Genomic DNA, 19,717 nt, shown 5'->3' with positions numbered 1-19,717 from the left:
ATGGGCGGCGTGGGGCAGTTCGGCCATGACGTTCATGCCGTTCCTCCTTCGGAAACCAACAAGGCATGCGCGGCGCGCGACAGCGCCACCGCGTGCACGCGGTATTCGTAGCTGCCGGCCTGCAGGCCGGCGGCCTTCAGCTCGGCGCGGCCCAGCGCGCCGAGCCCGCTGGTGCGCAGCTCCTCGAGCAGGGCGCGGGCGTTGGCCACCAGATGCGGCGGGCCGTCCAGCGCGCCGATCACCGCGCGGCACACGCCGCGCGCGGGATCGTCCAGGAAGGCCGAGATGGCCTCGGCAAATTCGCCCGGCTTGCGGTTGAACTTGTAATAGCTCCAGCGGGCCCGGGCCGACAGCTTGGGAATGCGCACCGACACGAGTATCTCGTCCTCGCCCAGGCCGGTGGTAAAGGTGCCCAGCATCCACGCCGCGCAGGCGATCTCGCGCCTTCCGGCGGGCCCGGCCACGATGCATCGGGCATCGAGCAGCGGCATGACGTTGATCCAGTCGGCGGCCGGATCGGCATGCGCCAGGCTGCCGCCCAGCGTGCCGCGCGTGCGCACCGCGCGATAGGCGATGCCCTGCGCCACGTGGGCCATCAGGCCGCGCGTGGCGTCGGGCACGCGTCCGTCCTCGATGGCCGCGTGCGTCACGGCCGCCCCCAGCACCACCGCTTCGCCGGTATCCTCGCAATGCAGCAGCTCGGGCACGCCGCGCACGTCCACCAGCAGCGCCGGCTGGGCCAGGCGCATGTTCATCATCGGTCCGAGCGACTGGCCCCCGGCCACCGGCTTGCCCAGGCCCTGGCTGCCGGACAGCCGCGCGATGGCCTCGCTGCCCTGCGCCGCGCGGGTGTAATCGAATGGGGCGGATTTCATTGCGCGACCCTCCTGTCTCGATGCGCCTGCGCCTGCGCCAGCGCCCGCAGCACGGCGCGCGGACTGAGGGGCAGCTCGTCCACGCGCGCACCCACGCATCGCATGGCGTCGTTGACCGCGTTGGCGATGGCCGCGGGCGGCCCGATCGCCCCGCTCTCGCCGATGCCCTTCTGGCCGAACTCGGTATAGGGCGCGGGCGTCTGCATGTGCTCGATGCGAATGGCCGGCACCTCGGTGGCCCCCGGCAGCACGTAATCGGCCAGCGTCGAGGCCAGCGGCTGGCCATGCTCGCTGTAGCGCATCTCCTCGTACAGCGCAGTGCCTATGCCCTGCGCCGCGCCGCCGTAGACCTGGCCGTCGACCACCATGGGATTGATCAGCACGCCGCCGTCCTCGACGATCACGTAGTCCAGCAGCTCGACCCGGCCCAGCTCCGGATCGACCGCCACCGCCACCGCATGGCAGGCATAGCTGAAAGTGCCGGTATCGCGCCGGGCCTGATAGGTGGCAAAGACCTCCAGCCCTTGCGGATCGACGTCCGGCGGCAGCAGCTGCGGCCGCAGGTGCCAGGTGCGGGCGATCTCGGCCAGCGTCACCGATCGCCCCGCGCCCAGGGCCTGGCCGCCCTCCCAGCGCACCTGTCCGGCGGGCAGGCCCATCAGGTGGGCGCCGATGGCCACCAGGCGTTCGCGCAGGATCTTGCAGGCCTGGCCCACCGCGCCGCCGGCCATCACGGCCGCGCGCGAGCCCCAGGTGCCGGTCGAATACGGGGTGGTGCCGGTATCGCCCAGCGTCACGCGCACGCGGGCCACCGGCACGCCCAGCACCTGGTGGGCGATCTGGGCCAGCGTGGTTTCCATGCCCTGGCCGTGCGAATGCACGCCCGCCTTGATCTCGAGCACGCCATCGGGCGTCAGGCGCAAGGCGGCCGGCTCGCGGCCCGGCACCATGGGAATGCCCCAGCCGTGATACACCGAGGTGCCATGCGCACCCTGCTCGCAGAACACGGCCAGCCCCACGCCGACCAGCCGGCCGTCGGGCTCGCCGACGGCCTGGCGGCGGCGCCAGGCCGGCAGGTCCAGCGCGGCCACGGCGCGCCGCACGCATTCGGGATAGTCGCCGCTGTCGAAATGCTTGCCGGTGACGTTGTCATAGGGCATTTCGTGCGGCTGCACCAGGTTGCGCAGGCGCGCCTCGAAGGGCTCGATGCCGGCCTGCGCGGCCACGTCGTCCATGACGCTTTCCATGGCATAGCACACGCCGGTGCGCGCCACGCCGCGATAGGGCAGGATGGGCGGCTTGTTGGTCGCCACCGACCAGGTGCGGCAGCGGTACAGCGGCATCTTGTACGGGCCGGGCAGGATGCTGCCGACCTGCGCGGCCTCCAGGCAGGCCGAAAAGGGATAGGAGGAGTAGGCGCCCGAATCCACCGTGGCCTGGCAGTCGATGCCCAGCAGCCGCCCCTCGCGGTCGGCGTAGGCCGTGATGTCGTAGTCGTGCTCGCGGCAGTTGGCGTTGGCGGTCAGCTGCTCGCGGCGGTCCTCGATCCAGCGCACCGGATGCCCGCGCGCCAGGGCCAGCCACGCCACGCAGACCTCCTCGGGCAGCAGGATGCCCTTGTAGCCGAAGCCCCCGCCCACGTCCGGCGAGACCACCCGCACCTGCCCCTCGTCCAGGCCCAGGCAGCCGGCAAGCCCGGTGCGGTTGATATGCGGCATCTGCGCGGCGGTGTAGAGCACCAGCTGCCCGGCGCGCTCGTCCCAGTAGGCGACGCAGCCGCGCCCCTCCATCGGCGCCATGCTCTGGCGCGCGGTGCGCAGGCGGCGCCTGACCTGGATCGGCGCATCGCGGCGCAGCTGCGCGAACGCGTCGTCCAGTTCCGCACCCACGTGCGTCTCCAGAAAGACGTTGTCGCCCCAGTGTTCGTGCACCAGCGCGCTGCCGGGCTGGCGCGCCTCGATCATGTCGACCACCGCGGGCAGCTCCTGCACGTCGACGTAGACCTGGGCGGCGATATCCTCGGCCTGCGCCCGGGTCGGCGCCACGCACATGGCGATGGCCTCGCCGACCTGGCGCACCTTGTCCTGCGCCAGCACCGGCTGCGCCGAGGACTTGAACCCGGGCAGGCCGCTATCGGCCACGATAGGCCGCACCCCGGCCAGGTCGCCCGCGTCGAACACACAGGCGCGATGGGCGGCCGGCTTCTCGATGCCCAGGATGCGCCCGTGCGCCACCGGGCTGCGCACGAAGGCCACGTCCTGCATGCCCGCAAAACGCAGATTGGCCACATATTGGCCGCGCCCGCGCAGGAAGCGCTCGTCTTCCTTGCGCGGGATCGAGGCGCCTATGCCTTGCGCGGCGATGTCCGGGCTGTCCATTGCGGTGCGCCTCCCGTTCGCGTTCAGGCGGCTTGCGCCACCGGCAGGATGCTGGCCTGCGCATCGAAGCGCTGGCCGGCACGCAGGCAGAAGGCCGGGGTGAGCATGCGCTCGGCGATTACCTGGGTGCCTTCGTTATCGCGCATCACCCACCGGCCGCGCTCGTCGTTGAGCACGCTGACGTCGGCCACCCGCCCGGGCTGCAGCGAGCCCAGCTCGTCCTCCTTGCGCAGCAGCGCCGCGGCATTGACCGTCACCATGCGCACCACCTGTTCCAGGGCCAGCCCCAGCGCCAGCATGGCGGTCATGGCCGAGACCAGCGAGAAGCGCGTGCGGCCGCGAAACAGGTGCTCTTCCTCGTCCGGATGCGAGTCCGGCGTGCCGGGGGGATGGGGCACGGTGGTGTTGTAGCCGTGCATGTCCGCGCCCAGCGTATCGGGCACGAAACCGGCCTCCAGCACCTTGCGCGCCGAGCGGAAGCTGAAATGCGAGCCGTGGCCCACGTCCATCTTCAGGCCCCGGTCCACGGCCTCGCGCACCAGCGGATGCACCCGCCCGCTCTGCTCGACGAAGCCGCCCGGATGGCGGCTGAACGGATGGGCCAGCACATCGCCCGGACGCAGCAGGTCCAGCACTTGCGGCAGGATGGCGTCGGGATCGACAGGCAAGCCGCCGCCGTCGGGCGTGGGCCAGAGCTGGCCGAAATGCACGTATACCGGCAGGTCCGCCTCGCGGCCGATCTGCGCGGCCAGCTTCATCACGTCCAGGCCCCAGCGCGAGAGCCCGCCCAGTTCGGCATGCGCCTTGATGCCCTTGACCAGGTCCCGGTTGGCGCGGGCCGCCTTGACCGTCGCGTCCACGTCCAGGCAGCTGGGCCGGTAGAGCTCGGGGTAATAGTGGCCCTCCAGCCCGCCGACCAGGTAGGCCGACAGGAAGGCATACAGGCGCGTGCGGCTGCGTTCGGCGACGTAGTGCCGGAACGCCGGCAGGGTAATGCAGCTCGGACCGCCCTGGTCCACCAGCGTGGTCACGCCCGACTGCACGCCGCACAGGTCCGCGTCCAGGCCGAAGCGCCCGGTCACGTAGCGGAACACATGGGCATGCGTATCGATGAGGCCGGGCAGCACCAGCTTGCCGGTGCAATCGATGAGCTGCGCGCCGGCCGGCACCGGCGTGGCCGGATCGGCGATCCGGCCGTCCAGGACCAGCAGGTCGCCGACGCGGTCGGTCGCGGTGGCCGGATCAAGGATGCGCCCGCCCTTGAGCACCGTCGTTGTCATGGCTTGTCCTCTGCGAGGGTTGGTCTTGCCCCTCGTCAAGCAACAAGCATGCCAACGCCGCGGCCACGGCTATATAAGTGGCATACCCCTTATATTCCCGGGGCGCAGGCCGCGCCCGCCCGCACCGGCTTGCGGCGCATGCACGGTTACGGGAATCCCGTGCACCGGATTGACGCATTTACGTGGTACGCCACATAAATGGAAACGGATGGCGCCCGCGCCCGCCCGCCCCGGGACGGGCGGCCCCTGCGGGGCCCGGGCTCAGAACCGGGTGTTGACGCTCAGCCAGTAGCGGCGGCCGTCGCCGATGGTGTTGTAGGTCTGCTCGTCCAGCCGCTTGTCGCCCAGGTTGTAGACCGCCGCGTTGATCGTGGTGTTCTTGGTCAGGGCGTAGGACGCTCCCAGGTCGAAGGTGTAGTAGTCGTCGTACTCGCGCACCCCCTGGGCCAGTTCCACGCCGTTGGTGCCCACCCGCGCCCCGGCGTTGATTTCCTTGCCGTGGTAGTTGCCGGCGGTCCACAGCGTCAGCGCCGCGCTGGGCGTGTACTCGATGCGCAGGTTGCCGGCATGGCGCGGCGTGCGGGTCAGCGGATAGCCGTCGTAGGCGCCGCCGGTCTGCTTCGAATCGGTGAAGGTGTAGTTCGGCACCACCGACCACCGCGCCGTCGGCCGCCAGCGCACGCTAAGCTCCACGCCGCGGATCGTGGCGTTGTCCACGTTGAAGTTGTACCAGAGGCGGTAGTTGGGGTCCTCGGACCAGCGCACCGGCACGCCGTTCTCGTCCAGCACCAGCGCGTTGCTGACCTTGTCCTTGAACTTCGTATAGAAGCCGGTGATGCTGGCGGCCAGGTCGCGCTGGTTGTCCCAGTGCGCGCTCAGCTCGTAGTTGGTGCTGGTCTCGGCTTCCAGGCCGGGATCGCCGATGATCACCCCGCACGTGCCGTTGGGCCCGTAGCTGCAGCCGCCGCCGCCCGTGGTGGTCGCGTAGCCCGGCGCGATCTGGCGGATGTCCGGCGCCTTGAAGCCGCGCGAGACACCGCCCTTGAGGGTCAGCTGGTCCGTGGTATGCCATACCGCGTAGGCGCGCGGGCTGGTCTGCGTGCCATAGACCTCGTGGTCGTCCAGGCGCACGCCGCCCAGCAGCGAGAAGCTGTCGGTGATCTGCCACTCGTCCTCCAGGAATACCGCCTTTTGCGTGATGCTGAACTTGCGGTTGGCGTTATCGCGCAGGCCCGGATTGAAGTCGGTCAGCTCGGCCTCGTTGTACTGGCCGCCGAACACCAGCATGTGGTTGCCCAGCGGCACGCTGAACTTCGCGTCGAACACGGTATTCTGGATTTCGGGGGCGCGCGCATTGCGCACGAAATCGCCGCTGTTGTCCTTGGCGTAGGTGGTGCGCTTGGCCACCTCGCGGCTAAGCGCCAGGTCGGAGGTGCCCCAGCCATAGCGCCCCGCATGGCTGATCGAGTAGTGGTCGCGGTCGTGGTTGCGATAACCGTCGAAGGTGCCGGCCTCGGCCGTCATGCCCGGCGTGTTGTCGCGCCGCAGCCGCGCCGTGCCCGCCTCCAGCATGATGTCGTGGTTGGCGGTGGGGGTAAAGGCCAGGCGCGCGGTCACGCTGCTGTCGCGGGTGCGGTGAAAGCCGCCCAGGATCCGGTCCTCGTCGCGGTTCAGGTAGCGGCCCCACAGCTGCAGGCCGAGCTTGTCCTGCATGATCGGGCCGTTCAGGTAGAACTGGCCCTGGTACGAGTCGCCGGAGTCGCCATGCTCCTGCAAGGTGTAGTCCCCCGTTAGCGAACCGCCCCACTTCGTGCCGACCTTGCGGGTGATGATGTTGATAACCCCGCCCATGGCGTCCGAGCCGTACAGCGAGGACATCGGGCCACGTACCACCTCGATGCGCTCGATCGCCTCCAGCGGCGGGATGAAGCTTTGCTCGAAGCCGCTGCTGCCGTTGGGACGCGCATCGCGCGTGTTCTGGCGCTTGCCGTCCACCAGGATCAGCGTGTAGTTGCCCGGCAGGCCGCGGATATAGATGTCCTGCTCGTTGGCGACGCCGGTCACGCTCACGCCCTCGACGTTGCGCAGCGCGTCGGTCAGGTCGCGAAAAGGCTGCTTTTCCAGTTCCTCGCGCGTAACGATGGTGATGCTGGCCGGCGCATCCCGGATTTCCTGCTCGACGCCCGAGGCGGTCACCACCACGGGTGCGAATGACTGGACGGCCTGTTGCGCCCACGCCGGCACGGCCCCGAGGGCCAGCGCCAGCGCGGCGCCGGGGCAAACTATCGCTTTGACCACGGCTGAATTCCCTTCCCTGTTGCTAGAGATGAGAATTGTATTGATTTGCAGTTAAAGAACTGTCAAGCCGGCTAAAAATCGCAGAACTTTCAGGGCGCGGCCGCGTCGTCGGCTCCCTCGGCCGCTACGCCCGGCTCGCCGTGCCACAGCAGGTCGCGGATCAGCGGCAGGGCCCGCTGGGCCGCGCGCTCGCCTTCGGCCATGGCCTGCGCGGCGCGGTGGTAGTCCATGGCGGCGATGTCCGACAGCCTGGGCCGTATCACGGCATCGGCCGGCTCGCCGGCCAGGCGGCTTTGCGTGATGCGCACCTGCATGATGTTCAGGCTGGTGCCCAGCACGTCCAGCAGCGAGGGCATTTCCGGCGTCGGGCCCGGCTGGCTGGGGCCGCGCGCGGCGGGCCGCAGCTTGCCCAGCAGCATGGCCAGCATCCCGGACCCCTCGTCGGCCGGCGCGGCCGCCGCGGCCGACGTGCGGCTGCGCCGGCCCACCAGGTCCCAGTTCAGGTCCACGGCGATGACCACTTCCGCGCCCATGGCCCGGCACAGCGATACCGGCACCGGATTGACCAGGCCGCCGTCCACGAGCAGGCGGCCGTCCTGCTGGGCCGGCGTGAACAGGCCCGGCAGCGCCATCGAGGCCCGCACGGCCTCGATCACCGGGCCTTCGCGCAGCCAGATTTCGCGCCCGGTGGCCAGTTCGGTGGCCACGCAGGCAAAGGGCTTGGACAGCTGCTCCATGCCCCGGTCCTCGAAGTGGGACTGGAAAAAACGCACCAGCCGCCCGCCCTCGATCAGGCCTCCGCCCATGCGCAGGTCCAGCATGGCCACCACGCCCGGCCAGGTCAGCTTGCCCACCCATTCGGCCAGCCAGTCGAGCCGGCCCGCCGCATAGATGGCGCCCACCAGCGCGCCGATGGAGGTGCCGCACACCACGTCGGGCGCCAGCCCCGCGCGCTCGAGCGCGCGGATCACGCCGATGTGCGACCAGCCGCGGGCCGAGCCGCTGCCCAGCGCCAGGCCGATCCGGGGACGGTAGTTCATGCTTGGATCCTCCAGGAAAGCAGGCGCGCCTGCGCAAAGCGGCAGGCGGCGCGTAGCGGTAGTGTGCCAGGGTGCGGGCGGACATATCGAGCCTGGCGCGCCGGCCGCGGCGGTGCCCGCTTCCTATAATCCCTGCCATGCCCATTTCCATCACGACGGCTTGCCCGGCGCCGCCCGCCCATGGACGGTAGCGTCGTCCGTGTCACCCTGTCCCTGATCGGGCCCGGGGTGCTTTTCCTTTTCGGGCTGGCCTTCGCCTGCACCTGGCTGCTCGACCGCCGCCGCGGCCACGTCCTGTACATGGCCGCCGGCTGCTGGACCTTCACGCTGGGCGCGCTCTCGCAGATCCTGCACCTGCCCGCCGGCACCGGCCCCAACGCCCTGGTCTCGGGCGCGCTGTACACGCTGGCGCTGCTGCTGGTGTCGCAAGGCCTGCTGCTGCGCGCGGGGCGGCCCGCGGCCTGGCGCACCGGCCTGGCCATCCTGGCCGCCTTCACGCTGCTGCTGGCCTATTTCTTCTATGTAGACCGCAACCTGCTCGCGCGCGTCTACATCCAGAATTTCGGCTACGGGCTGCTGCTGACCGCCTGCGCCTGGCGCGTGCGCCACCTGGCCCGCGCGCGCATCGCCGACCGGGTGCTGTTCTGGGTGCTGCTGGGCTTTGCCTTGCAATTCTTCCCGCGCACGCTGCTGACCATCGGCTTTCAGGCGCCTGCCGACGCGCGGGCCTTTGCCGATTCGGCGTTCTGGCAAACCCTGCAGCTGTCGCTGGCGGTGCTGGGCACGGCCCTGGCGCTGGCCATGCTGGCGGCCTGCGTCCACGACATCCTGGAGGCGCTGCGGCGCGAACGCGACCAGGACGGCCTGACCGGCCTGCTCAACCGCCGGGCTTTCCTGGAGCGCATCGTCCCGCTGCTGCAAGGCCGGCCCGGATCCGGCGCGCTGATCCTTTGCGACGTCGACCACTTCAAGCAGATCAACGACACCCATGGCCATCCCGCCGGCGACGTGGTGCTGGGCGCGGTCGCCCACGCGCTGCGCCATACCGTCCGCGCCCACGACCTGCTGGGCCGCCTGGGCGGCGAGGAATTCGCCACCTTCGTGGCCGGCTCGCACGCGCAGCAGGCCTGCCGCCTGGCCGAACGCCAGCGCCTGGCCGTGCTGGCCTGCCATGCGGCCCGCCCGGGGCTGCCGCCGGTCAGCGCCAGTTTCGGCGTGGCGCTGGCCGAGCCCGGGGACGATTGGGGCGCCCTCTATGCCCGCGCCGACGCGCTGCTGTACGAAGCCAAGCGCCGGGGCCGCAACCGGGTCGCCGGGCCCTAGGCGCTCAGGCGAAGCCGCCGTTGGCGCGCAGCACCTGGGCGTTGACCCACGCGCCGTCCGGGCCGCTCAGGAACGACACCACGGCGGCGATCTCCTGCGGGGTGCCCAGGCGCTGCAGCGGAGCAAGCTCGGCGATACGGGCAACCTGCTCCGGGCTCTTGCCCTCCAGGAACAGCTCGGTGCCGACCGGGCCCGGGGCGACCGCGTTGACGGTGATGCCGCGCCCGCGCAGCTCGTTGGCCAGCACGCGGACCAGGCCTTCGACCCCCGCCTTCGAGGCGATGTAGGGGCCGTAGGACGGAAACGACCTGGCGATCACGCTGGTGGACAGGGCGATGATCCGTCCGCCCTGGCCAAGGCTGGCGGCGGCATGGGCCAGCACGAGAAAGGCCCCGCGCAGGTTGGTGGCGATGACCTTGTCGAAATCGGCCAGGCTGTCCGGGGCGACCGGCGCCATCGGCATGATGCCGGCGCTGTTGACCACCACGTCGATGCGGCCGAAGGCTTGGCAGGTGCGCTCGAACAGCGCGGCCACCTCGGCCGGGTCGCCCACGTCGCCCTGGATGGCGATGGCCTTGCCGCCGGCCGCTTCGATGGCGGCGACGGTCTCCTGCGCCTTGGCGGCGTTGCCGGCATAGTTGACGGCAACGGCCAGGCCGTCGGCGGCCAGGCGGCGGCTGATGGCCCCGCCGATGCCACGCGAGCCGCCGGTCACCAGGGCGACCCGGCCGGTTTCGTTCGTACGCATGGGATGCTCCGTATCAAGAAAGGACACAGTCCGATGGAGCCATTGTTCTTGTTTACCGAACTGGGATAAAGAAGCGCGACTTGGCAGGTCAATTCAACCCGGTGGAACAATGAATGACGGGTGCCATGGCCGAAAAAAAACCCCGCACGCGCCAGGCGCATGCGGGGTTTCGGATGGCCCCGGGGCGGCTCGCCGCCCCGTCCGGACCCAGGTCAGCCCGCGTCGGGCTCCTGGCCGCCCTGGCCGGCATCGCCCTCGGCCGCGTCGTCGCTGCCCACCGACACCGGCGCATCCTCGAAAGGATTGGCCAGCGCACGGGCCGCTTCGCGTTCGGCCACCTCCAGCGCTTCCTTGTCCTTGCGGGCGGTATGGTAGGACATACCGGTACCGGCAGGGATCAGGCGGCCGACGATGACGTTTTCCTTCAGGCCGCGCAGGTCGTCGCGCTTGCCCATGATGGCAGCCTCGGTCAGCACGCGGGTGGTTTCCTGGAAGGACGCGGCGGAGATGAACGAATCGGTCGACAGCGAAGCCTTGGTGATGCCCAGCAGCACGTTCTCGTACGTGGCCGGCACCTTGTCCTCGGCGATGACGCGGTCGTTCTCGTTGAGCATCTCCGAGCGCTCGACCTGCTCGCCGGGGATGAAGCCGGTGTCGCCGGCATCGACGATGTTCACGCGCCGCAGCATCTGGCGCACGATCACTTCGATGTGCTTGTCGTTGATCTTCACGCCTTGCAGGCGGTAGACGTCCTGCACTTCGTCGACGATGTAGGTCGCCAGCTTCTCGATGCCCTGCAGGCGCAGGATGTCGTGCGGATCGGCCGGGCCGTCCACGATCATCTCGCCCTTGTTCACCACCTGGCCGTCGTGCACCAGCACCTGCTTTTCCTTGGGAATCAGGAACTCGTGGCTCACGCCGTCCAGGTCGGTGATGACCAGGCGCTGCTTGCCCTTGGTGTCCTTGCCGAAGGAAACCGTGCCGGTCACCTCGGCCAGCATGCCGGCGTCCTTGGGCGAACGGGCCTCGAACAGCTCGGCCACGCGCGGCAGGCCGCCGGTGATGTCGCGGGTCTTTTGCGATTCCTGCGGGATACGCGCCAGCACCTCGCCGACCGCCACCTGCTGGCCGTCGCGCACCGTGATCAGCGCGCCGACCGGGAACGAGATGTTCACCGGATGATCGGTGCCGGCGATCTTCACTTCCTCGCCGGTCTCGTTGATCAGCTTGATCTGCGGACGCTGGGCGGCCTTGCCGCTGCGGCTCTTGGGCGTGATGACCACCAGGGTCGACAGGCCGGTGACCTCGTCCACCTGCTTGGCCACCGTGGCGCCTTCCTCGATGTTCTCGAAGCGCACCGAACCGGCGTACTCGGAGACGATCGGGCGGGTCAGCGGATCCCAGGTCGCCAGGCGGGCGCCGGCCTTGACGGCCTCGCCGTCGCCCACCAGCACCGTGGCGCCGTAGGGCACCTTGTGGCGTTCGCGCTCGCGGCCGTTGTCATCGCTGATGACGATCTCGCCCGAACGCGAGATGGCCACGCGCTCGCCCTTGGCGTTGGTGACATAGCGCATCGTGCTGGCAAAGGCCACGGTGCCGTTGGACTTGGTCTCCACGGCGCTGGCCATGGCCGCGCGCGAAGCCGCGCCGCCGATGTGGAAGGTCCGCATCGTCAGCTGCGTGCCGGGCTCGCCGATCGACTGCGCGGCGATCACGCCCACGGCCTCGCCCACGTTGACCATCGAGCCGCGGCCCAGGTCGCGGCCGTAGCAGTGCGCGCACAGGCCGCGGCGGGTTTCGCAGGTCAGCGGCGTGCGAACCTTGACCTCGTCCACGCCCAGGCGGTCGATGACCTCCACGGCGTCCTCGTCCAGCAGGCTGCCGGCGGCAAACACGGTTTCCTGCGTGTCGGGGTTGACGATGTCGGTCGCGGCCACGCGGCCCAGGATGCGGTCGCGCAGCGGCTCGATGACTTCGCCGCCTTCGACCAGCGCCTTCATCACGTAGCCCAGCGAGGTGCCGCAATCGTCCTCGGTGATGACCAGGTCCTGCGTCACGTCCACCAGGCGGCGGGTCAGGTAGCCCGAGTTGGCGGTCTTGAGCGCCGTATCGGCCAGGCCCTTACGGGCGCCGTGGGTCGAGATGAAGTACTGCAGTACGTTCAGGCCTTCGCGGAAGTTCGCCGTGATGGGCGTCTCGATGATCGAGCCGTCGGGCTTGGCCATCAGGCCGCGCATGCCGGCCAGCTGGCGGATCTGCGCGGCCGAGCCGCGCGCGCCCGAGTCGGCCATCATGTAGATGGAGTTGAAGGATTCCTGGCGCACTTCCTCGCCGTGGCGGTTGACCACCGGCTCGGTGGCCAGCTGCTCCATCATGGCCTTGCCGACCTTGTCGCCGGCCTTGCCCCAGATGTCCACGACGTTGTTGTAGCGCTCCTGCGAGGTCACCAGGCCCGACGAGTACTGCTTGTCGATTTCCTTCACCTCGCGGCTGGCCTCGGCCAGGATGTCTTCCTTGACCTTGGGGATCAGCATGTCGCTCATGGCGATCGAGATGCCGCCGCGCGTGGCCAGGCGGAAACCCGACTGCATCAGCTTGTCGGCGAAGATCACCGTGTCGCGCAGGCCGCAGCGGCGGAACGACTGGTTGATCAGGCGCGAGATCTCCTTCTTCTTCAGGGGCTTGTTCAGCACCGAGAAGGGCAGGCCGCGCGGCAGGATTTCCGACAGGATGGCGCGCCCGACCGTGGTCTCGACGCGGTTGACCTGCGCCTGCCATTCGCCGTTCTCATCGCGCGTGTATTCCTTCAGGCGCACGGTGATGCGGGTCTGCAGCTCGACTTCCTTGTTGTCGTAGGCGCGCAGCACTTCGGACACGTCGGTGAAGAACATGCCTTCGCCCTTGCCGTTGATGCGCTCGCGCGTGGCGTAGTACAGGCCCAGCACGATGTCCTGCGAGGGCACGATCGACGGATCGCCGTTGGCCGGGAACAGCACGTTGTTGGAGGCCAGCATCAGCGTGCGGGCTTCCATCTGCGCTTCCAGCGACAGCGGCACGTGCACGGCCATCTGGTCGCCGTCGAAGTCGGCGTTGAACGCCGCGCACACCAGCGGGTGCAGCTGGATGGCCTTGCCTTCGATCAGCACCGGCTCGAACGCCTGGATGCCCAGGCGGTGCAGCGTCGGCGCGCGGTTGAGCATCACGGGATGCTCGCGGATCACCTCTTCGAGGATGTCCCACACCACCGGCTCCTGGCTTTCCACCAGCTTCTTGGCGGCCTTGATGGTCGTGGCCAGCCCCATCATCTCCAGGCGATTGAAGATGAAGGGCTTGAACAGCTCCAGCGCCATCAGCTTGGGCAGGCCGCACTGGTGCAGCTTGAGCTGCGGGCCCACCACGATGACCGAACGGCCCGAGTAGTCCACGCGCTTGCCCAGCAGGTTCTGGCGGAAGCGCCCGCTCTTGCCCTTGATCATGTCGGCCAGCGACTTGAGCTGGCGCTTGTTGGCGCCGGTCATGGCCTTGCCGCGGCGGCCGTTGTCCAGCAGCGAGTCGACCGATTCCTGCAGCATGCGCTTTTCGTTGCGCAGGATGATCTCGGGCGCCTTGAGCTCCAGCAGGCGCTTCAAGCGGTTGTTGCGGTTGATGACGCGGCGGTACAGGTCGTTCAGGTCGGAGGTCGCGAAGCGCCCGCCGTCCAGCGGCACCAGCGGACGCAGGTCCGGCGGCAGCACGGGCAGCACGTCCATGACCATCCAGTCGGGCTTGATGCCCGACTTCTGGAAGCCTTCGAGCACCTTCAGGCGCTTGGAGATCTTCTTGATCTTGGCGTCGGACGACGTGGCCTTGAGCTCGCCGCGCAGGGTCTCGACCTCGCGGTCGATGTCGATGGTGCGCAGCAGCTCGCGCACGGCCTCGGCGCCCATCAGGGCGCGGAAGTCGTCGCCGTACTCTTCGGTCTTGGACAGGTAGTCGTCATCGGACATGATCTGGCCGCGCTTGAGCGGCGTCATGCCCGGCTCGATCACGCACCAGGCCTCGAAGTACAGCACGCGCTCGATGTCGCGCAGCGTCATGTCCAGCACCATGCCCAGGCGCGAGGGCAGGCTCTTGAGGAACCAGATGTGCGCGACGGGGCTGGCCAGCTCGATGTGGCCCATGCGCTCGCGGCGCACCTTGGCCACCGTGACCTCCACGCCGCACTTCTCGCAGATCACGCCGCGGTGCTTCAGGCGCTTGTACTTGCCGCACAGGCACTCGTAGTCCTTGATCGGGCCGAAGATCTTGGCGCAGAACAGGCCGTCGCGCTCGGGCTTGAAGGTACGGTAGTTGATGGTTTCGGGCTTGCGCACCTCGCCATACGACCACGAACGGATTTTCTCGGGCGAGGCCAGCCCGACCTTGATGGCGTCGAACTGGTCGTCTTGCGAGACTTGCTTGAAAAGGTCGAGTAGCGCTTTCATTAGTTACGCTCCAGATCCATGTCGAGGGCGAGGGAACGGATTTCCTTGACCAGCACGTTGAACGATTCGGGCATGCCCGCATCGATGGTGTGGTCGCCCTTGACGATGTTTTCGTAAACCTTGGTACGGCCGTTGATGTCGTCGGACTTGACCGTCAGCATTTCCTGCAGCGTGTACGCGGCGCCATAGGCTTCCAGCGCCCACACTTCCATTTCGCCGAAACGCTGGCCGCCGAACTGCGCCTTGCCGCCCAGCGGCTGCTGGGTGACGAGCGAGTACGGGCCGGTCGAGCGGGCGTGCATCTTGTCGTCGACCAAGTGGTGCAGCTTGAGCATGTGCATGTAGCCCACGGTCACCGGACGCTCGAATTTCTCGCCGGTGCGCCCGTCGAACAGCCAGGCCTGGGCCCGGGTCTCGGTCAGCTGCAGGCGCTCGGCCACCTCGTCGGGGTAGGCCAGCTCCAGCATCTTGCCGATTTCCTCTTCGGTCGCGCCGTCGAACACCGGCGTGGCGAACGGCACGCCGCGCTTGAGGTTGTGAGCCATCTCGAGCAGCTCGTCGTCATTGAGCTCGTCGATGCGCGCGCCGGTGCCGGTCGAGTTGTAGACCTTTTCCAGGTAGGCGCGCAGCTTCCTGATCTCGATCTTCTGCTCGTCGCGCAGCATGTCGGCGATGCGGTAGCCCACGCCCTTGGCGGCCCAGCCCAGGTGCACTTCCAGCACCTGGCCCACGTTCATCCGCGAGGGCACGCCCAGCGGGTTGAGCACGATGTCGGCGGGGGTGCCGTCGGCCATGTGCGGCATGTCCTCGACCGGCACGATGCGCGAGACCACGCCCTTGTTGCCGTGGCGGCCGGCCATCTTGTCGCCCGGCTGCAGGCGGCGCTTGACGGCCAGGTAGACCTTGATCATCTTGAGCACGCCCGGCGGCAGCTCGTCGCCCTGCGTGAGCTTCTTGCGCTTTTCCTCGAAGGCCAGGTCGAACTGGTGGCGCTTCTGCTCGAGCGACTCCTTGGCCTGTTCGAGCACCACCGCATGGGCCTCGTCGGCCAGGCGGAGGTCGAACCACTGCCAGCGGTCCAGGTCGGCGAGGTATTCGCGGGTGATCGTGGCGCCCTTGGCCAGCTTGCGCGGGCCGCCGTTGACGATCTTGCCGACCAGGATCTTCTCGATACGGTCGAAGGTGTCGTTCTCGACGATGCGCAGCTGGTCGTTCAGGTCCTGGCGGTAGCGGCGCAGCTCGTCGTCGATGATCGACTGGGCGCGCTTGTCGCGCACGATGCCTTCGCGGGTGAACACCTGCACGTCGATCACCGTGCCCACCATGCCCGAGGGCACGCGCAGCGAGGTGTCCTTCACGTCCGAGGCCTTCTCGCCGAAGATGGCGCGCAGCAGTTTTTCTTCCGGGGTGAGCTGGGTCTCGCCCTTGGGCGTGACCTTGCCCACCAGCACGTCGTCGGCGCGCACTTCGGCGCCGATGTGCACGATGCCCGACTCGTCCAGGCGGTTCAGCTGCACTTCCGGCAGGTTGCTGATGTCGCGGGTGATCTCTTCCGGCCCGAGCTTGGTGTCGCGCGCGACCACGGTCAGCTCCTCGATGTGGATCGAGGTGTAGCGGTCGTCGGCCACCACGTTCTCGGAGATCAGGATCGAGTCCTCGAAGTTGTAGCCGTTCCAGGGCATGAACGCGATCAGCATGTTCTGGCCCAGCGCCAGTTCGCCCAGGTCGGTCGAGGCGCCGTCGGCCAGCACGTCGCCCTTGGCGACGCGGTCGCCGCGGCGCACCACGGGACGCTGGTTGATGTTCGTGTTCTGGTTCGAACGGGTGTACTTGATCAGGTTGTAGATGTCCACGCCCACTTCGCCGGCGACGTTCTCGTCGTCGTTGACGCGGATCACCACGCGCTCGGCGTCGACGTGATCGACCACGCCGCCGCGCAGGGCCTGCACGGTGGTGCCCGAGTCGACCGCCACGGTGCGCTCGATGCCGGTGCCCACCACGGGTTTTTCCGGACGCAGGCAAGGCACGGCCTGGCGCTGCATGTTCGAGCCCATCAGCGCGCGGTTGGCGTCGTCATGCTCCAGGAAGGGGATCAGCGAGGCGGCCACCGACACGATCTGCGACGGCGCCACGTCCATGTAGTGCACGTTCGCGCCCGAGGTCAGCATGGTCTCGCCGGCCTGGCGGCAGGCCACCAGGTCGTCGGCAAAGCCGCCTTCGTCGTCCAGGCGCGCGTTGGCCTGGGCGATGACGTAGCGGCTTTCCTCGATGGCCGACAGGTATTCGATCTGGTCGGTGACCTTGCCGTCCACCACCTTGCGGTACGGCGTCTCCAGGAAGCCGTATTCGTTCAGGCGGGCATACAGCGCCATCGAGTTGATCAGGCCGATGTTCGGGCCTTCGGGCGTCTCGATGGGGCAGACGCGGCCGTAGTGGGTCGGGTGCACGTCGCGCACCTCGAAGCCGGCGCGCTCGCGCGTCAGGCCGCCCGGACCCAGGGCCGAGACGCGCCGCTTGTGCGTGATCTCGGACAGCGGGTTGGTCTGGTCCATGAACTGCGAGAGCTGGCTCGAACCGAAGAACTCCTTGATCGCGGCCGAGATCGGCTTGGAGTTGATCAGGTCGTGCGGCATCAGGTTTTCGGTCTCGGCCTGGCCCAGGCGCTCCTTGACGGCGCGCTCGACACGCACCAGGCCGGCGCGGAACTGGTTCTCGGCCAGCTCGCCCACGCAGCGCACGCGGCGGTTGCCCAGGTGGTCGATATCGTCGATCTGGCCGCGGCCGTTGCGCAGCTCGACCAGCACCTTGATGGTGTCGACGATGTCCTCGTTGGTCAGGGTCAGCGGACCGGTGATGTCGTCGCCGCGACCCAGGCGGCTGTTGACCTTCATGCGGCCCACGCGCGACAGGTCGTAGGCGTCCTCGCTGTAGAACAGGCGCTGGAACAGGGCCTCGACGGCTTCCTCGGTGGGCGGCTCGCCGGGACGCATCATGCGGTAGATGGCCACGCGGGCGGCCGTCTGGTCGGCGGTCTCGTCGGTGCGCAGCGTCTGCGAGATGTAGGGGCCGCGGTCCAGGTCGTTGGTGTAGAGCGTCTGCAGCTCGCGCACGCCGGCCTCGCGCAGCGTGGCCAGCAGCGATTCGGTGATCTCGTCGTTGGCGTTGGCCAGCACTTCGCCGGTCTCGGGATCGACCACGTTCTTGGCCAGCACGCGGCCGACCAGGAAGTCCTCGGGCACGGAAATGCGCTCGATGCCGGCGGCCGACATCTCGCGCAGGTGCTTGGCGTTGATGCGCTTGTCCTTCTCGACGATGACCTTGCCATCGCGGCCGGTCACGTCAAAGCGGGCCACCTCGCCCTTCCAGCGCTCGGGCACGAACTCCATCTGGCCGCCTTCGCTCTTCAACTCGAAGCTGTCGAAGTCGAAGAAGTGCGCCAGGATGGCCTCGTTGGTCATGCCGATGGCCTTGAGCAGGATGGTCACGGGCATCTTGCGGCGGCGGTCGACGCGGAAGAACAGGATGTCCTTGGGGTCGAACTCGAAGTCCAGCCACGAGCCGCGGTAGGGAATCACGCGGGCCGAGAACAGCAGCTTGCCGGAGCTGTGGGTCTTGCCGCGGTCGTGTTCGAAGAACACGCCCGGCGAGCGGTGCAGCTGCGAGACGATGACGCGCTCGGTGCCGTTGATGACGAAAGAGCCGGTGCCGGTCATGAGCGGGATCTCGCCCATGTACACTTCCTGCTCCTTGACTTCCTTGACCGTGGGCTTGCTGACCTCGCGGTCGAGCAGCACCAGGCGCACCTTCGCGCGCAGGGGCGACGCGTAGGTCAATCCGCGTTGCTGGCATTCCTTGACGTCGAACACCGGCTCGCCCAGCACATAGCTGACGAATTCCAGGCGCGCCATCTGGTTGTGGCTGACGATGGGGAAGATGGACGTAAACGCGGCTTGCAAGCCTTCGTCCTTGCGAGCCGACGGCGGGGTATCGGCTTGCAGGAAAGTTAGGTAGGATTGCAGCTGTGTTGCCAACAGGAACGGCACGTTCTGCACGTCCTCACGCTTGGCAAAGCTTTTGCGGATGCGCTTTTTTTCGGTAAACGAGTAAGGCATGAGCACTCCGACTCGAGGTTACATGGGCCGTCAACCACGGCCCTGGGGTACGACTCCAGGAAACCCCACTCGGGCTTGACCCCTCTGGCAAAGAGGGGTTTCCTGGAAACGCAAAAGCCCGGGGAGGGCAAAACAGCACCTTCCCCGGGCAAACCGAACCAGGTCTTACTTGAGTTCGACCTTGGCGCCGGCTTCTTCCAGCTTCTTCTTGGCAGCTTCGGCGTCGGCCTTGGCGATGCCTTCCTTGACAGGCTTGGGCGCGCCGTCGACCAGGTCCTTGGCTTCCTTCAGGCCCAGGCCCGTCAGTTCGCGCACGGCCTTGATGACGCTGACCTTGTTGGCGCCGGCTTCGACCAGCACGACGTTGAACTCGGTCTGCTCTTCGGCAGCGGCAGCGCCGGCGCCGCCAGCGGCGGGGGCGGCAACGGCCACGGCGGCGGCAGCGGCCGACACGCCAAACTTCTCTTCCATTTCCTTGATCAGCTCGGACAGTTCGAGCACGGTCATGCCAGCGATGGCGTCAAGGATTTCAGCTTTGTTCAGTGCCATTTTCTAAGAACTCCAGGTATTGGATAAATGCCAGGTATGGGGGTCGCCCGTCGGCGAAATTCCGGGTTGCGGGCCGCGCTTACGCTTCGGCCTTCTGGTCGCGCACGGCGGCAAGGCCGCGCACGAACTTGGTCGGAACTTCGTTGAGCGTACGTACGAATTGCGCGATCGGGGCTTGCATGGTGCCCAGCAGTTTCGAGAGCAGCTCTTCGCGCGAGGGCATGGTGGCCAGGGCCTTCACGCCTTCTTGCGACAGCAGGCTGTTGGGCAGCGAACCGCCCTTGATGACCAGCTTGTCGTTGCTCTTGGCGAAATCCGCGAGCACCTTGGCCGCCGCGACCGGGTCGGCGCTGATGCCATAGATCAGCGGACCGGTCAGTTGCTCGGCCAGCGGCTCGAAAGCCGTGCCGGCAACCGCACGACGGGCCAGCGTGTTCTTCAGAACACGCAGGTACACGCCCGATTCACGCGCAGTCTTGCGCAGTACGGTGACAGAGGCAACGTCCAGACCACGATACTCGGCGATAACGATCGATTGGGCCTTGGCGACTTCCGCCGAGACTTCCTCGATGACTACCGCTTTCTCTTGACGATTGAGACTCACGGTTTGAACACTCCATCAAACGACGCTTCCGAGGCAGGGTGCCTCTT

General features: G+C 68.1%; 11 protein-coding genes. 1 reads left to right on the top strand and 10 read right to left on the bottom strand.

What is annotated here, in order from left to right; translation table 11 throughout:
• Positions 1-32 precede the first annotated feature (32 nt).
• The 5 genes from V8Z80_RS12910 to V8Z80_RS12890 all read right to left on the bottom strand — a co-directional run bounded on the left by V8Z80_RS12910 (position 33) and on the right by V8Z80_RS12890 (position 7,871).
• Positions 33-875 (bottom strand): FAD binding domain-containing protein, encoded by an 843-nt coding sequence (locus V8Z80_RS12910; protein WP_155195515.1) that lies wholly within the window; start codon positions 873-875, stop codon positions 33-35.
• On the bottom strand, positions 872-3,253 hold the full coding sequence (locus V8Z80_RS12905) for a xanthine dehydrogenase family protein molybdopterin-binding subunit (protein WP_336062237.1): 2,382 nt from the start codon (positions 3,251-3,253) through the stop codon (positions 872-874). The genes V8Z80_RS12910 and V8Z80_RS12905 overlap by 4 nt, the downstream gene beginning before the upstream one ends.
• Before the next feature lie 23 nt (positions 3,254-3,276).
• Positions 3,277-4,533 (bottom strand): amidohydrolase/deacetylase family metallohydrolase, encoded by a 1,257-nt coding sequence (locus tag V8Z80_RS12900; protein ID WP_336062236.1) that lies wholly within the window; start codon positions 4,531-4,533, stop codon positions 3,277-3,279.
• 261 nt (positions 4,534-4,794) lie between these two features.
• Positions 4,795-6,831, bottom strand: a complete 2,037-nt coding sequence (locus V8Z80_RS12895; RefSeq protein ID WP_336062235.1) for a TonB-dependent receptor domain-containing protein — start codon at positions 6,829-6,831, stop codon at positions 4,795-4,797.
• An 89-nt stretch (positions 6,832-6,920) separates the two neighbouring features.
• On the bottom strand, positions 6,921-7,871 hold the full coding sequence (locus tag V8Z80_RS12890) for a patatin-like phospholipase family protein (RefSeq protein ID WP_155195519.1): 951 nt from the start codon (positions 7,869-7,871) through the stop codon (positions 6,921-6,923).
• A 180-nt stretch (positions 7,872-8,051) separates the two neighbouring features.
• On the opposite strand from V8Z80_RS12890, the gene V8Z80_RS12885 reads away from it, so the two are divergent.
• Entirely contained in the window at positions 8,052-9,194 is a 1,143-nt protein-coding gene (locus V8Z80_RS12885) for a GGDEF domain-containing protein (RefSeq protein WP_336062233.1), read from the top strand.
• 4 nt (positions 9,195-9,198) lie between these two features.
• Here V8Z80_RS12885 and V8Z80_RS12880 read toward each other — a convergent pair whose 3' ends face one another.
• The 5 genes from V8Z80_RS12880 to rplJ form a co-directional block, all read right to left on the bottom strand.
• Positions 9,199-9,942 carry an SDR family oxidoreductase gene (locus V8Z80_RS12880; RefSeq protein ID WP_336062231.1) on the bottom strand — a complete coding sequence of 248 codons (744 nt, stop codon included), beginning with the start codon at positions 9,940-9,942 and terminating at the stop codon, positions 9,199-9,201.
• A gap of 212 nt (positions 9,943-10,154) precedes the next feature.
• Positions 10,155-14,405, bottom strand: coding sequence for a DNA-directed RNA polymerase subunit beta' (rpoC, locus tag V8Z80_RS12875; protein WP_155195522.1), 4,251 nt, complete (start codon positions 14,403-14,405; stop codon positions 10,155-10,157).
• The gene (gene rpoB / locus V8Z80_RS12870; RefSeq protein ID WP_336062229.1) at positions 14,405-18,517 is read right to left on the bottom strand and encodes a DNA-directed RNA polymerase subunit beta; all 4,113 of its coding nucleotides are present in this window, start codon (positions 18,515-18,517) and stop codon (positions 14,405-14,407) included. Before rpoB ends, rpoC begins: the two co-directional genes overlap by 1 nt.
• Positions 18,518-18,682: 165 nt before the next feature.
• Positions 18,683-19,066 carry a 50S ribosomal protein L7/L12 gene (rplL, locus tag V8Z80_RS12865; RefSeq protein WP_155195524.1) on the bottom strand — a complete coding sequence of 128 codons (384 nt, stop codon included), beginning with the start codon at positions 19,064-19,066 and terminating at the stop codon, positions 18,683-18,685.
• A gap of 79 nt (positions 19,067-19,145) precedes the next feature.
• Complete coding sequence (gene rplJ, locus V8Z80_RS12860; RefSeq protein WP_336062227.1) at positions 19,146-19,670, bottom strand: 50S ribosomal protein L10; 525 nt, start codon at positions 19,668-19,670, stop codon at positions 19,146-19,148.
• Positions 19,671-19,717 lie beyond the last annotated feature (47 nt).

The sequence above is a fragment of the Orrella sp. JC864 genome (genome assembly GCF_037026685.1).
Lineage (GTDB): Bacteria > Pseudomonadota > Gammaproteobacteria > Burkholderiales > Burkholderiaceae_B > Orrella.
Note: the sequence above shows the minus strand (reverse complement) of the source record. Positions and strands in the feature narration are given on the sequence as shown.